12 protein-coding genes are annotated in these 14,770 nt (G+C 71.8%); 9 read left to right on the forward strand and 3 right to left on the reverse strand.

The features are described from left to right. The first annotated feature begins 177 nt into the window (after positions 1 to 177). From OHA58_RS23250 to OHA58_RS23270, 5 genes are all read left to right on the forward strand, one after another. Positions 178 to 2,970, forward strand: a complete 2,793-nt coding sequence (locus OHA58_RS23250) for an alpha/beta fold hydrolase (RefSeq protein ID WP_405481100.1) — start codon at positions 178 to 180, stop codon at positions 2,968 to 2,970. Next, the gene (locus OHA58_RS23255) at positions 2,967 to 3,830 is read left to right on the forward strand and encodes an ABC transporter permease (RefSeq protein ID WP_405481102.1); all 864 of its coding nucleotides are present in this window, start codon (positions 2,967 to 2,969) and stop codon (positions 3,828 to 3,830) included. The genes OHA58_RS23250 and OHA58_RS23255 overlap by 4 nt, the downstream gene beginning before the upstream one ends. Positions 3,831 to 3,979: 149 nt before the next feature. Further along, the gene (locus OHA58_RS23260; RefSeq protein ID WP_405481103.1) at positions 3,980 to 5,605 is read left to right on the forward strand and encodes a von Willebrand factor type A domain-containing protein; all 1,626 of its coding nucleotides are present in this window, start codon (positions 3,980 to 3,982) and stop codon (positions 5,603 to 5,605) included. Positions 5,606 to 5,891: 286 nt separating this feature from the next. Then, positions 5,892 to 6,032, forward strand: coding sequence for a hypothetical protein (locus tag OHA58_RS23265; protein WP_405481105.1), 141 nt, complete (start codon positions 5,892 to 5,894; stop codon positions 6,030 to 6,032). Positions 6,033 to 6,225: 193 nt separating this feature from the next. Then, positions 6,226 to 7,884, forward strand: coding sequence for an ABC transporter ATP-binding protein (locus OHA58_RS23270; protein ID WP_405481107.1), 1,659 nt, complete (start codon positions 6,226 to 6,228; stop codon positions 7,882 to 7,884). 50 nt (positions 7,885 to 7,934) lie between these two features. Here the strand turns inward: OHA58_RS23270 and OHA58_RS23275 are convergent, their stop codons facing one another. Continuing rightward, on the reverse strand, positions 7,935 to 8,909 hold the full coding sequence (locus OHA58_RS23275; protein WP_405481109.1) for an aldo/keto reductase family oxidoreductase: 975 nt from the start codon (positions 8,907 to 8,909) through the stop codon (positions 7,935 to 7,937). A 22-nt stretch (positions 8,910 to 8,931) separates the two neighbouring features. Then, entirely contained in the window at positions 8,932 to 9,411 is a 480-nt protein-coding gene (locus tag OHA58_RS23280; protein WP_405481111.1) for an SCP2 sterol-binding domain-containing protein, read from the reverse strand. An 86-nt stretch (positions 9,412 to 9,497) separates the two neighbouring features. Between OHA58_RS23280 and OHA58_RS23285 the strand changes: the two genes are divergently transcribed. From OHA58_RS23285 to OHA58_RS23295, 3 genes are all read left to right on the forward strand, one after another. After that, entirely contained in the window at positions 9,498 to 10,223 is a 726-nt protein-coding gene (locus OHA58_RS23285; RefSeq protein ID WP_405481112.1) for a TetR/AcrR family transcriptional regulator, read from the forward strand. A 146-nt stretch (positions 10,224 to 10,369) separates the two neighbouring features. Continuing rightward, positions 10,370 to 12,328, forward strand: a complete 1,959-nt coding sequence (locus OHA58_RS23290; RefSeq protein WP_405481113.1) for an AMP-dependent synthetase/ligase — start codon at positions 10,370 to 10,372, stop codon at positions 12,326 to 12,328. 298 nt (positions 12,329 to 12,626) lie between these two features. After that, complete coding sequence (locus OHA58_RS23295) at positions 12,627 to 13,271, forward strand: MerR family transcriptional regulator (RefSeq protein WP_405481115.1); 645 nt, start codon at positions 12,627 to 12,629, stop codon at positions 13,269 to 13,271. A gap of 11 nt (positions 13,272 to 13,282) precedes the next feature. On the opposite strand, the gene OHA58_RS23300 is transcribed toward OHA58_RS23295, so the two are convergent. Beyond that, positions 13,283 to 13,930, reverse strand: a complete 648-nt coding sequence (locus OHA58_RS23300; RefSeq protein ID WP_405481116.1) for a class I SAM-dependent methyltransferase — start codon at positions 13,928 to 13,930, stop codon at positions 13,283 to 13,285. Positions 13,931 to 14,093: 163 nt separating this feature from the next. Here OHA58_RS23300 and OHA58_RS23305 point away from each other — a divergent pair, with 163 nt between their 5' ends. After that, a complete protein-coding gene (locus tag OHA58_RS23305; RefSeq protein ID WP_405481117.1) occupies positions 14,094 to 14,726 on the forward strand; it encodes a DedA family protein in 633 nt (210 codons plus the stop codon). Positions 14,727 to 14,770: the final 44 nt, after the last annotated feature.

A 14,770-nucleotide genomic window follows, 5' to 3' on the forward strand; every position in this document is an offset into this window, starting at 1 on the left:
AGGGGCCCGGCAGCGGACAGTTCGTCGACGGTGCGCGCACGGCGGATGCCGGATTTCTGCATGACGCTTCGTACCACGAGCGGTGTACGCGGGGGCGGGACCGTACTCCCCAGGGAGGTCCGCCGGTTCAGACCGGGGGCTGCCCCCGTTGTCGGCGGTCGCCCGTACCGTTGACGCATGGATCTACGACTGACCGGTCCGCGGGCCAGGCCGCGGCGGTGGGCGGCTGCCGCCGCGGCCGTCGTGGTGCTCGCGGGCGCCGGGCCATCGATGGCTGCGGCCGCGGCCGCCACGGACGACGCGCCCCCCGTGCAGCGCCGCGACACGGTGATGGACACGGGCGGAGCCAGGATCGACACGTCGTACTTCACGACGCCCGGATCCGAGCGCCGCCCCGCCGTCCTGCTCGCCCACGGCTTCGGCGGCAGCAAGGACGAGCTGCGTGCCCAGGCCGAGGGCCTCGCCCGCGACGGATACGCCGTGCTGACCTGGTCGGCGCGCGGCTTCGGCCGCTCCACCGGCAAGATCGGGCTCAACGACCCGAAGGGTGAGGTCGCCGACGCCTCCAAGCTCATCGACTGGCTGGCGAAGCGGCCCGAGGTGCAGCTCGACAAGAAGGGCGACCCGCGCGTCGGCGTCACCGGCGCCTCGTACGGCGGCGCGGTCTCGTTGCTCGCCGCCGGGTACGACGACCGGGTCGACGCCATCGCCCCGCAGATCACGTACTGGAACCTCGCCGACGCACTGTTCCCCCAGGGCGTCTACAAGAAGCTCTGGGCCGGGCTCTTCATCAACACAGGCGGCGGCTGCGACCGGTTCGAGCCGCAGCTGTGCCGCATGTACGAGCGGGTCGCCGAGGCCGGGAAGCCGGACGCCGCGGCCCGCGCACTTCTCGAGGAGCGCTCGCCGATCGCCGTCGGCAAGCGCATCAAGGTGCCCACGCTCCTGATGCAGGGCCAGACGGATTCCCTGTTCCCGCTCGGCCAGGCCGACGCGGCCGCCCAGGCGATCCGGGCCAACGGCGCGCCCGTCGACGTCGACTGGATCGCGGGCGGTCACGACGGCGGCGACCGCGAGACGGGGCGCGTCGAAGCCCGCGTCGACTCCTGGTTCGACCGCTATCTGAAGGACGACAAGGCGGCCGACACCGGCCCCGCCTTCCGCGTCACCCGCACCGGAGGCATCGACTCCACCGACGGCGCCGCCCAGCTGCGCGGCGCGAGCAGCGACACGTACCCGGGCCTCGCGAACGACCCGCGGCGCGTGCCGCTGACCGGGCGCGAGCAGCGCGTCGACAACCCCGCAGGGGCCAGCCCGCCCGCCATCTCGAACCTGCCGGGGCTCGGAGGCGGCGGCGGTGGTGGACTCGGACAGCTCTCCTCCCTGGGCGTCGGCCTCTCCCTCGACTTCCCCGGGCAGTTCGCCCACTTCGAGTCGGCGCCCCTGCGCGACGACCTGCACGTCACGGGGTCCCCGACGGTGACGGTGCACGTCGCGTCCGACAGCGACGACGCCGTCCTGTTCGGCAAGGTGTACGACGTCGCGCCCGGCGGCGGGTCCCAGCCGGTCCTGCCCTCCCAACTCGCCTCACCCATAAGGGTGGTGGGCTCCGGAGCCGACGGCGGCAAGGACGTCACGCTCACGCTCCCCGCCATCGACCACGAAGTGCAGAAGGGCCACCGGCTGCGCCTCGTCCTGTCCTCCACGGACCTCGGCTACGCGTCCCCGACGCACCCCGCCACGTACACCGTCTCCCTCAAGAGCGACCTGTCCGTGCCCACCGCACCCGCAGTGCGTACGGCCGCCGCGCCGCTGCCCGCCTGGGTGTGGTGGCTGCCCCTCGCCGGCGTCCTGGCGGCGCTCGCCCTGCTGCTCACCGGCCGCCGCCGCGCGAGCGCCGGAGCCCCCGACCCGGCCCTCGCCGAAGTCCCGCTCCAGATCACCGACCTGAGCAAGAAGTACGCGAGGTCGGCCGACAGGTACGCGGTCCGTGACCTGTCCTTCCGCGTGGAGAAGGGCCAGGTCCTCGGCCTCCTCGGGCCGAACGGCGCGGGCAAGACCACGACCCTGCGCATGCTGATGGGCCTCATCAGGCCCGACGGCGGCGAGATCCGCGTCTTCGGGCACGCCATCAGGCCGGGCGCGCCCGTCCTGTCGCGGGTCGGCGCGTTCGTCGAGGGCGCGGGCTTCCTGCCGCACCTGTCCGGCCGGGAGAACCTGGAGCTGTACTGGGCGGCCACCGGCCGCCCCGCCGAGGACGCCCACCTGGACGAGGCCCTGGAGATCGCCGGGCTCGGTGACGCCCTGGCCCGCGCCGTGCGCACCTACTCGCAGGGCATGCGCCAGCGGCTCGCCATCGCGCAGGCCATGCTGGGCCTGCCCGACCTCCTCATCCTCGACGAGCCGACGAACGGCCTCGACCCGCCCCAGATCCGCGAGATGCGCGAGGTGATGATCCGGTACGCGGCCGCCGGCCGCACGGTCATCGTCTCCAGCCATCTCCTCGCCGAGGTCGAGCAGACCTGCACGCACCTGGTGGTCATGGACCGCGGCCGCCTGGTGCAGGCGGGCCCGGTCACCGACATCATCGGCTCCGGCGACACCCTCCTGGCCGGGCTCGCGGCGGACATCTCCGACGCGCTGGTGGAGAAGGTGGAGGCGCTGCCCGGCGTGGAGTCGGCGGCCCGCGCGGACGGCGGACTCCTGGTCCGTCTCGCCGCCCCTGCGCACGCGGGAGTCCCGGCGACGGTTCCGGCGGTTCCCGCGGCGGTCGCCACGGAGAGCGCCCCGGCGGCACCTGAGGACCCGGCTCGGTCCGCAGACCTCATGCCACCCTCCGCCGACCGGGAGATGGCCGCCGCCAGACTCCTCGCCGAGCTGGTCCGGCTCGACGTGCCGGTCGCATCGCTCGGCCCGCACCGCCGCCTCGAAGACGCGTTCCTCACCCTGATCGGAGGCGAAGCCGGATGACCGCGCTCGTCGAGTCCACCGAGGTGGCGCCCGGATACCGCGCGCGCCGCACCCTGCCCCTGCGGGTCGAGGCCGTACGCCAGCTGAAGCGGCGGCGCACGCTCGTCATGGGCGCCGTCCTCGCCCTGCTGCCGTTCGTCCTGGTCGTCGCGTTCGCCATCGGCGGCGACCCGGGCGCGCGCAACGGGCAGGTGACGCTGATGGACACGGCCACCGCGTCCGGCGCCAACTTCGCCGCGACGTGCCTCTTCGTCTCGGCCGGGTTCCTGCTCGTGATCCCCGTGGCCCTGTTCTGCGGCGACACGGTCGCCTCCGAGGCCGGCTGGTCCAGCCTGCGCTACCTCCTCGCGGCGCCGGTGCCCCGCGCCCGCCTCCTGTGGAGCAAACTCACCGTCGCGCTCGCCCTCAGCCTCGCCGCGATGGTCCTGCTGCCCGTCGTCGCCCTCGCGGTCGGTACGGCCGCGTACGGCTGGGGCCCGCTGGAGATCCCGACCGGCGGCGCGCTCCCCGCGGGCACGGCGGCGCAGCGGCTCCTCGTCGTGATCGCGTACATCTTCGTGTCCCAACTGGTCACCGCCGGGCTCGCGTTCTGGCTGTCGACGAAGACGGACGCGCCGCTCGGCGCGGTCGGCGGCGCGGTCGGGCTCACCATCGTGGGCAATGTGCTCGACGCGGTGACGGCGCTCGGCGACTGGCGCGACTTCCTGCCCGCGCACTGGCAGTTCGCGTGGGCGGACGCCATCCAGCCGCGCCTGGAGTGGGGCGGCATGATCCAGGGGACGGCCGTCTCGGTAACGTACGCCGTCATCCTGTTCGCCCTGGCCTTCCGGGGATTTCGCCGCAAGGACATCGTCTCGTAGGTCTCCGGAGGATCACCCTCCGGCCTCGGCGGGCCCCCTCCGTAGCCGCATCGAGATTCATCCGCAACGCCACCGACTGCTCGTTCCGGCCGTCTCGGACGTCACATTCACAAGTGCTGACGCACGATCGGCGAACCGAGGGGGCACGGATGAGGCCTGACAGCGAGCACCGGGCAGGGGACCGCGACCGTACGCGGGCATCGGCGCGGGCGCGAAGGCGGCCACGCGCGCGGACACGGGCGCGGGCGGTCGGCCTGCTTGTGGCGGCGCTCGTGGGCGGGCTCCTCGTCACCGGGTGCGGCGGCGGGAGCGACGGTTCCTCGGCGGACGGCGGCAAGGCGCGGCGCACGGGCCCGCTGCCCGCGCCTGCCCCGGCCCGCCCGTCCGCGCCCGCGACGCCCGCGCCGGGCACCGAGGCCGACGGCGAGCAGCGCGACATCGCGCCGACCGGCACCCCGTCACCGACGCCCGCGGACTACCTCTCCACGTTCGCCCTCGACGTCGACACCGCGTCCTACGGCTACGCCCGCCGCACCCTCGCCGACGGGCGCCTGCCCGACCCGAAGACCGTGCGGCCCGAGGAGTTCATCAACAGCTTCCGCCAGAACTACCCGCGCCCCGAGGGCAACGGCTTCTCCGTGACGGCCGACGGGGCCCGCGCCGGCGACGAGGGCTGGTCCTTGCTCCGGGTCGGCCTCGCCACCGGCCCGGCGGCCCCGGCGTCCGAGCGCCCGCCCGCCGCCCTCACCTTCGTCATCGACGTCTCCGGCTCCATGGCCGAACCCGGCAGGCTCGACCTGGTCAAGCAGTCCCTCGGCGTCATGACCGACCAACTGCGCTCCGACGACTCACTCGCACTCGTCACCTTCAGCGACACGGCCGAGACGGTGCTGCCGATGACCCGCGTCGGCGGCGGCCGGGGACGGGTCCACGACGCGATCGACAGCCTGGAGCCGATGTCCTCCACGAACCTCGACGCGGGCGTGCGCACCGGCTACGACACCGCGGTCGAGGGCGCGCGCCCCGGCGCCACCAACCGCGTCGTCCTCCTCTCCGACGCGCTCGCCAACACCGGTGAGACCGACGCCGACGCGATCCTCGACCGGATCTCCGACGCCCGCCGCGAGCACGGCATCACGCTGTTCGGCGTAGGAGTCGGCAGCGAGTACGGCGACGCACTGATGGAGCGCCTCGCCGACAAGGGCGACGGCCACACGACGTACGTCTCCACTCCCGAGGAGGCACGGAAGGTCTTCTGCGACGAGCTGCCGCAGAACATCGAACTGCGCGCCCGTGAGGCCAAGGCGCAGGTCGCCTTCGACCCGCAGACCGTGCAGCGGTTCCGGCTCATCGGCTACGACGACCGGCAGGTCGCCGACGACGACTACCGCAACGACCGCGTGGACGGCGGCGAGGTCGGCCCCGGCCACACCGTGACCGCGCTGTACGCGGTGCGGCTGCGCCCGGGCGCGAGCGGCCACGTCGCCACGGCGGGCGTGCGCTGGCTGGACCCCGACACGCGAGCCCCGCACGAGGAGACGACCCAGATCGAGGCGTCCGCGCTGGACACGGACGTATGGCGCTCGAACCAAGGCCTCCAACTCGCGGCCACGGCAGCCTACTTCGCCGACGCCCTGCGCCAGGGTGCACTTCCAGGAGCCCCGACGCTGCCCCAACTGGCCGCACACGCCGACAAGTTGGCCCGTTCGACGGAGGACAAGGGCGTGCGGCAGCTCGCGGAAGCGATACGCAGGGCCGACGAACTACAGATCTGAGTCGCGTGTCCGATTCTCGTGCGGATTGGAGAAGCTGTCATTTTGCCCTGTAAGTTCTGGGTGAATATCGAGGAAAGCCATCGGCCGCCGAATGGGTCGGCGTAAATTCTGTGTGAATGGCTGGTCAGTTCCTGAAGGGTGATGAGAATTGAACTCAGACGTAACTGATCTAGTTCTCATCCAATTTGGCCATTCCCGGCCTTGAGCCCGCGTAATGTTTTCCGTGTCGAAGCCGAACGAGGCTTACGGCAAACGGAAAAGCGTCACCGAGAAAGGGACAACCCTCATGAGCTTCCACAAGGTCGCCCCCGTCAAGAAGACCCGCAAGCCCGGCGCGAAGCCGGCCGCTGCACACCAGCCGGCGCCCAAGCCGAAGCGGCAGCCCCGCCGCCGTCCGGTCGGCAACAAGGCCGGCAAGGACTGCTGAACCGTGCCGTCGAGGCGGGCCCCCGGCGTGTGCCGGGGGCCCGCCTCGGCCGTGTTCCCGGTCAGGGCGGAGAGAGTTGAGAAAGTCGGAGAAGTCGGAGGGGTTGGGGGAGTTGGTGGAGCGTAAAAGCGCGGGTGCCCGTCAGGCGTTCCGGCGTTTCTGGCCCTTGACGCGTGGTGACCGCAGATGGCTGGTGCTGATCATTGTCTGCGTCGTGGTCGCCGCGCTTGCCGAGACAGCCTCGATCCTGATTTTCGCGAATCTCACCGACCACGCGCTGGCTGCGGGATCGCTCTCCGCATTCTGGGTGCCCGCCGCGCAGTGGCTCGGTGTTGCCGTGATCGGTGCCGCGGTCGGGTATGCCGGAAACTCGCTCGCTGTATGGACCGCGGAGCGGTTCGTCCTGCGGCTGCGCGCCGGCGTGTTCCGTCATGTGCAGGGGCTGCCCCCGCACTTCTTCCAGAAGCACCGGCAGGGCGATCTCGTCGAGCGGCTCACCGGTGATGTCGAGGCCATCGAACAGATGGTGGTGTCCGGCGTGGTCGGCACCGTTTCCGCGTTGTTCTCCACCGTCTTCTACGCGGCCGCTGCCCTCTGGCTGCGCTGGGACCTTGCCCTCGTCACCTTCCTGCTCGCCCCTCTCTTCCTCATCGCCGCCCGCCGCTTCGCCGGCCGCATCAAGTCCGCGGCCCGTGACGAGCGCACCGCCGACGGCGCCATCACCTCGGTCGTCGAGGAGTCCCTCGGCAATGTCGTCCTCACCCAGGCCTACAACCTGCGCCGGGACGAGGAACGCCGGCTCGACCGGGAGGCCCGCGCGTGGCTGCGTGCCTCCGTGCGCGGCGCCCGCGCGAGCGAGCTGTACGAGCAGTTCGTCGAGGTCGTCGAGACGCTGTGCGTGCTGGCCGTCATCGGATTCGGCGCCTGGGAGATCGCCGCGGGCCGCATGACGCTCGGCGATCTGCTCGCCTTCGCGGCCTTCATCGGCTACCTCTATCCGCCGATCCGCAACCTCGGGCAGCTGGGCCTCACGCTCACCGCCGCCACGGCCGGAGCGGAACGGATTCAGGAGGTCCTGGACGCCGAGCCCGCCGTGACCGACCCCGTCTCACCCCGGCCGGCCTGGCCCGTGCACGGCCGCATCAGCCTCGAGGGCGTCTCCTTCCGCTACCCGGACGCTCCCGCGGAATCGCTGACAGACGTGTCACTGACCGCCGAGCCCGGCGAACTCGTCCTGATCACAGGGGAAAGCGGAGCAGGCAAGTCGACCCTCTCCAAGCTGCTGCTGCGCTTCTACGACCCGACGGCGGGGACCGTACGCCTCGACGGGGTGCCCCTCACCGACGTACCGCTGGAGTTCCTCCGCGAGAACGTAGCCCTGCTGCCCCAGGAGACCCTGATTCTGCACGGCACCATCCGCGAGAACATCGCCTGCGGCCTCCCGGGCGCCGGCGAGCGGGAGATCCGGCAGGCCGCACTGGAGGCGGCCGCCCACGAGTTCATCACTGACCTGCCCGAGGGCTACGACACCCGGATCGCCCCGGGCACCGCCGCCCTCTCCGGCGGTCAGCTGCAGCGCATCGCGATCGCCCGTGCCATGCTGCGCGGCGCCCCGGTCCTCGTTCTCGACGAGCCGACCGCCGGACTCGACGCGCTGGCCACACGGCGCGTGGTGCAGCCGCTGCGCCGGCTGATGGCGGGCCGTACGACCATCGTGATCACCCACGATCTGGCGCTGGCGCCGGACGCGGACCGCATTCTCGTCGTGGACGGCGGCCGTCTCGTGGAGTGCGGTACGCACAGGGAACTCCTCGCCCGGGGCGGGGCGTATGCGCGGCTGCGCAGCGCTTAGTCCTAGGGGAGCGCCGCCCCCCCGAGGGCGCGGCTGCGCAGCGCTTAGCCCTACGGCAGCGCCGCCCCCCGAGCCGTCACCCACAGCTCGTACCACTCCTCGTGGGTGAGTTCGGGGTCGCGGCGGGCGGCGTCGCGGCAGGCTCGGATGCGGGCGGGGTTCGCCGTGCCGATGACCGGGGCGATGCGGGCCGGGTGGCGCTGGAGCCACCACAGGATGATCGTCTCCGGGGTGGTGTGCTTCTTCTCGGCCAGGGCCGTGACCAGCTGGGCCGTGGCGTATTCGGCGGGGGTCGCCTCGCGGCCGGTGTAGCTGCCCTGGGCGAGCGGCCCCCACGCCTGGAGGCGGATCCCGTGGGTGGCGCAGTGTTCCAGGGTGCCGAGCGGGAAGCCGTTCGTGGCGGCCTCGGGCGTGTTCACCAGGACCCCGGCCTCCACCCAGTCCCGGCTCTTCAGGCTCATCTCCAGCTGGTTGGCGACGAGCGGGAAGTCCAGGTGGGACTGGAGGTGGGCGATCTGGTGGGCGCTCATGTTGGAGACGCCGAAGCTCCTGACGAGGCCCTGCTCCTGGAGCGAGGTGAGGGCCTTGGCCACTTCGCCCGGGTCCGCCAGCGGGTCGGGGCGGTGCAGCAGCAGGACGTCGACGTGGTCGGTCCGCAGCCGGGTCAGGCTCTCCTCGACGCACCGCAGGATGCGGGCGCCGCGCAGGTCGTACACCCCGGGGCGGTCGCCGTCGGCGAGGCGGATCCCGCACTTGGTCTGTACGGTGATGCGCTCGCGCAGCCCGGGCGTCCGGGCGAGTACCTCGCCGAACACGGCCTCGGCCTTGCCGTCGCGGTAGATGTCGGCGTGGTCGAACGCGGTGATGCCGCTGTCGAGGGCCGCCTGTACGGCGGCCTCGGCGGCGTCGATGTCGGCGGCCTTGTAGGGCGCGGAGTCCCAACTCCCGCCCAGCCCCATGCATCCGTAGATCAGCCGGTCCTGGTCGGTGTGCGCGTGCGCGTGCGCGTGAGGTGTCGTGGTCACCTCGGCAGCGTAGGCCCCGCCGTCACGGCTTGGGGATGTCGAAGTAGCGGTTGAGGCCCGCGGCGAGCGCGACATCGCCGGTGATCCTGACCTTGCGCATCATGAACATCGTGACGGGGCTCTGATTGCCCGAGACCAGCTTCAGGAAGTCCGTGTCGCCCATGGCGAGCGTGACGCGCGGCGTGGCGTCCGAGCGGCCCTCGGTGACCGTGCAGGTCCCGTCCGCGATCGCCGTCTCGTACACGGCCTCCGCCTGGTCGGCGGCGCTCGTGACCTTCCAGCGGATCAGCGCCTGGAGCGAGCCCGCTGCGTCCGGCTTGAACTGGCGCTCCATGCGCGCGAAGACCTCTTCGAGGATGCGGGCCCGCAGCTCGCCGTCCTGCGCGATCCGGTCGATCTCCTTGGCGGACAGGCCCTTCACGATCTTCGCGAACTGCTCGGGCCTGACCGCCGAGAAGTCGAGGCCGGCAATCCCGTCGCGCGTGCTTGCACCCTCGCTCATGGAACCCTCCGTGTACCGAAACTGCTTACCATTCAGTAAACTTACCAACCAGTAAGGTTACGGCCGGGGCAGATGGGCTGACAAGCGTGACGGGTATAACGGGCGATCCGGCAGAAGGCTACGGGGGGCTCGGGGAGCCTTCCGGGGCGCGGGGTGGCGGACCGGGCGCCCCCGCCGGCCGGCGGCGCCGTGTCCCGCGCCGCGAGCGCGAGCAGCAGATGATCGACGTGGCCGTACGGGTCTTCGCCAAGCGCGGGTACCATGCCGCTTCCGTCGACGAGATCGCCGAACTCGCGGGCGTTTCCAAGCCGATGGTCTATCTCTACCTCGACTCCAAGGAAGGGCTGTTCCTGGCGTGCCTGCGCCGGGAGTCGGACCGGCTCGTCGCCGCGTTCCAAGGGGCGGCGCGAGCGGGCGGCGAGCCCGAGGAGCGGCTCTACGCGGGCCTCGCCGCGTTCTTAGCGTTCGTCGCCGGACACCGCGACTCCTGGGTCGTCCTGCACCGTCAGGCCTCCGAGCTCAGCGCCGCCATCGCCGCCGCGGTCGCGGAGGCGCGCCGGGCCGTCATGGCCGAGGTCGCGGGCCTGGTCGGGGACGGCATCGCGGACAGCGGGCGGGGAGCCCTGCTCGACGCCGAGGACGCCGACTTCGTGGCGCACGCGCTCGTCGGCGCCGCGGACGCGCTCACCGACTGGATGGAGCGCCACCCGGGCCAGTCGCCGGACGGGATCGCGCTGCGGCTGATGAACATGGTGTGGGTGGGGATGCGGCACGTCCTCGACGGCGAGGTCTGGACCCCGCGCGACGCCTGACCGCGCAGGAACCCTCACCCGCCCGCGCCGTTTGGTCTCGTCGTCCCCATTGAATTTCCGTTACGCGTGAGTAAGTTGACGGCCGAGTAAGTCTGCGTGGGACGAGCGAGACGCAGGGATCACGTCAGCCGCGACCTGGAGCCGTCATGGGCGTACGCAAGGATCTTCAACGGGCACAGCAGCGCAGCGACTTGACGGACCGGGCCACCGTCGAGACCGTCAAGGACGAGCACGGAACCGTGCGCGAGGTGCGCACGGCCGCCCTCGCCGCGGACCCCGGCGGGAGCACGCCCGCCGACATCCCCTTCACGAACGCCGCCGAGGCGCCCGACGCCGTGGTCCTGCGGCGCAAGGAGGGCGAGCACTGGCGTCCCGTCACGGCGGCGGCCTTCGCGCGTGAGGTGACCGCCGCGGCCAAGGGGCTGATCGCGGGAGGCCTCGAACCCGGCGGGCGCGTCGCCCTCATGTCCCGTACGCGCTACGAGTGGACCGTCCTCGACTTCGCCATCTGGGCGGCCGGCGGGCAGACCGTACCCGTCTACGCCACCTCGTCGGCCGAACAGATCGAGTGGATCGTCCGGGACTCGGGCGCGCGCCATCTGATCACCGAGACGCCCGAGAACACGGCCACCGCGCGGGCCGCGCTCGCCGCGCTGCCCGAGGACGAGCGGCCGCGCTGCTGGGAACTGGACGCGGGCGCCGTACTCGAACTCGCCACCCTGGGACGGGAGGTGGACGACGACGAGGTGACCAAGCGGCGCGCCGCCCTCACCCCCGACACCGTCGCGACCGTCTGCTACACCTCCGGGACCACCGGGAAGCCGAAGGGCTGCGTCCTCACCCACGCCAATCTGCACGCCGAGGCCGCGAACACGGTGGAGCTGCTGCACCCCATCTTCAAGGAGGTGACCGGACAGGTCGCCTCGACGCTGCTGTTCCTTCCCCTGGCGCACATCCTCGGCCGCACCATCCAGATCTCCTGCATGCTCGCCCGGATCGAACTGGGCCACTGCCCCGGCATCAAGCCCGACGAGCTGCGGCCCCAACTGCGGTCGTTCCGGCCGACGTTCATCGTCGGGGTGCCGTACCTCTTCGAGAAGATCCACGACACGGGCCGGGCCACCGCGGAGAAACTCGGCCGCGGTGCGTCGTTCGACCGGGCCGACCGGATCGCGGTGAACTACGGCGAGGCGCACATGGCCCGCTTCCTCAGCCGCGGCAAGGGCCCCGACGGCAAGGGCCCCGACGGCAAGGGCGGCCCGTCCCTCGGTCTCCGCCTCGCCCGCGGCCTCTACGACCTGCTGGTGTTCCGCCGCGTGCGCAAGGAGCTCGGCGGGCGCCTGCGCTACGCGATCAGCGGCGGCTCCCCCCTCGACCGGCGCCTCAACCTCTTCTTCTACGCCGCCGGGATCCTCGTCTACGAGGGGTACGGCCTGACGGAGACCAGCGCCGCCGCCACGATCACTCCGCCGCTCGCCCCGCGTCCCGGGACGGTCGGCCTCCCGGTGCCGGGCACGGCCGTCCGGATCGCCGACGACGGGGAGGTGCTCATCAAGGGCGGCATCGTGTTCGGCGGATACCGGAACAACCCCGAGGCGACGGCGGAGGTGCTCGACGGCGGCTGGTTCGCCACCGGTGACCTGGGGGCCCTCGACGAGGACGGCTATCTCACCATCACCGGCCGCAAGAAGGACATCATCGTCACCTCCGGCGGCAAGAACGTCTCGCCGGCCGTCCTGGAGGACCGGCTGCGCAGCCGCCCGCCGGTCGGCCAGTGCATCGTCGTGGGCGACAACCGTTCCTACGTCGCCGCGCTGATCACGCTGGAGCCGGAGGCGGTCGCGCACTGGCTGTCCGTACGGAAGATGCCCGCCGACACCCCGATGGCCGACGTCGTCCGTGACCCGAAGATGATCGCGGCGGTGCAGCAGGCCGTCGACTATGCGAACGAGGCGGTCTCGCGGGCCGAGTCCATACGTAAATTCGTCCTGGTGGAAGGCGAGTTCACCGAGGACAACGGGCTGCTCACCCCCTCGTTGAAGATCAAGCGGCATGCGGTCGCGGCCGCGTACGAGCGGGAGATCGAGGAACTGTACGGGGGGTGAGGGCGGGGGTGGTCCGGGTGGGGTCAGTTGTCTAAGTGATCATTGAATCGCTGGTGTCTGCGCGGTTTCAGCCCTTGACCGTCACTCAGGCGGCGGGCTTCCGCACGGAGCGAGGCCGCTCGTGCGGGACCTTCTCGTGAAGGCTTCTGGCTGAGCAAAGGGGGTACGCCGCCGAATCAGCGCCGGGGCGGCGCATGGAAGCGCGATGGTCCGGGAATTCAACGGCGATAAAAGCTGCCCGAATTCCCGCACCACGGCCGGGGAACACGGCACGGGGAAAGCGCAGTATCCTCGTGGAATGCGTATCGGAGAGCTGGCGCGGCGCACCGGAGTTCCGGTCCCCACCATCAAGTACTACTCGCGCGAGGGCCTGTTGCCCCCGGGTGAGCGCACCAGCCCGAACCAGGTCGCGTACGACGATTCCCATGTCCGCAGGCTCAAGCTGATCCGGGCCATGCTGGAGGTCGGTGGCCTGTCCATCGCGGCCGCGCGTGACGTCCTGTCCGAGGTCGATTCCCCGACCCGCACGGTCCACGGGATGCTCGGCGTCGCCCAGTCCGCCGTCACCAAGGCCACCGTCGAGCGGGGCACCGACGAGGACCGGGAGCGGGCCGAGGCCGAGGTCCGCGAGCTCGTGCTCCGGCACGGCTGGGCGGCGAAGCCGGAGAACCCGGGCTGGCAGGCGCTCGTCCAGATCGTGCTGACCTACCGCGACCTCGACCGGGGCGACCTGCTCACGCTGCTCGACAAGTACGCCGCCGCGGCAGGGGAGTTGGCGATCGCCGAACTCGGCGCCCTCGCCGACGTGCCCAGCGCGGACGGCAAGGTCGAGGGCGTCGTCCTCGGCACGGTCCTCGGCGACGCGGCCATGGCCGCGCTGCGCAGGATCGCCCAGGAGGACGCCTCCGGCCGTATCCGCAGCGGGCGCAAGCACCGCGCGTAGCCCCCGCCGGCTCACCCGGCGTGCGCCGGCAGCGGCGCCACCGGCGCCAGATGGTGCACATGGGCGGGTGGCAGATTCCCGAGCACCGTCTCCGTGCGGAACCGGTGCCGGTCCAGGGTCCGCCCGACGACGGCCTGCACCGCGAGGATCCGCTCTCGTGCCCCGCCCGTCGTGAACACCCGGCGCAGCGGCGGCATCCCCGCGTACGCGAAGAACGACAGGGTGCCGCCGGGGCGCAGCGCCGCGAGCATCCTTTCGAAGATGTCCTCGACCGTGCCCGCGTCGAAGTTCGCGAACGGCAGCCCGCACACGATCGTGTCGTAGCTGCCTAACTCATGTTCCTGCACCAGCCCGGTGAGCAGCCGTATCCGCTCGTCGCCGCCGTAGTCGCGGTGCAGGAGTTCGGCGAAGCGGGGGTTGGCCTCGACCAGGTCGAGGGTGTCCAGGGCGCCGAGCGAGGCCCTGATGTGCCGGGTCACGGCGCCCGTGCCGGGTCCGACCTCGAGCACCGAGCGCGCGCGGCCGGGGCTGGGGATCACATAGCGGGTGAGGGCCCTGGCCAGCAGGAGACTGCTGGGGGCGATGGCCCCGGTGTCCCGGCGGGTGCGGGCGAACTCTCGGAGGAACAGCGTCACATCGGTCATGGCCACCTGCGTCATAGTGATAGTGAAACTATCGATAGCGTAGGTTACTGTTGAAGCCCGGGACACGCACAGCCGCTGCCCACGGCGACGCCAGTGGGCCTCTGACCTGGGAACACGCCTCACCAAATACCCGGCACACGCCTCCAAAGAGGCATCGGGCCCAGGGAAAGGGAGACCGATGGACTTCGCCTCACTCATGTCATGGGTCGACTTCACGTCCGGCCTGTCCACCCGGATGTCGGGCGCCGCCTGCTGGGCGTACGCGATCCTCGCGGTCACCACGCTGCCGCCCCTGCTGCCGAACGCGGTACTCCTGATCACCGGCGGGATGCTCGCCGCGCGCGGCGAGATGTCCCTCGTCCTGGTCCTGCTCTCGGTGGCCGGCAGCGCGCTCGCCGGTGACGTCCTCATCCACCGCTTCGGCTGGTTCGCCGGCCGCAGGGTGCGCGGCGGCGCCGCGGGGCGCGGGCGCAGGGGCGAGCTGTTCGACTGGGCCGCGGGGCGGGTGCAGCGCGGCGGGATCCCGTTCGTCGTCGGCGTCCGCTTCCTGCCCAGCGGGCGCCTCCTCGGCGGGCTCGCGGCCGGCGCGGCGCGCTATCCGGCCCGCAAGTTCGCGATCGGCGCCGCGCTCGCCGAAGTCGTCTGGGCCGCCTACTCGGTGGGCGTGGGCTACTTCGGCGGAGCGGTCAGCGACGACCCCGTGTACTCCGTCGCGATAGGCCTCGGCCTGTCCGTCGCCGTCGGCGCGGTCGCGGCGCTCGCCCAACGCGGGGCGACCGCCACGGCCGCGGATGTCGCGAAGGGGACATAGCGCATTCCCCGAAACGCGGATGTCGGACGCGCACCTTTCCTGGA

The sequence above is a fragment of the Streptomyces sp. NBC_00009 genome, assembly GCF_045040855.1.
In the GTDB taxonomy this organism is placed as follows: Bacteria; Actinomycetota; Actinomycetes; order Streptomycetales; family Streptomycetaceae; genus Streptomyces; species Streptomyces aureus.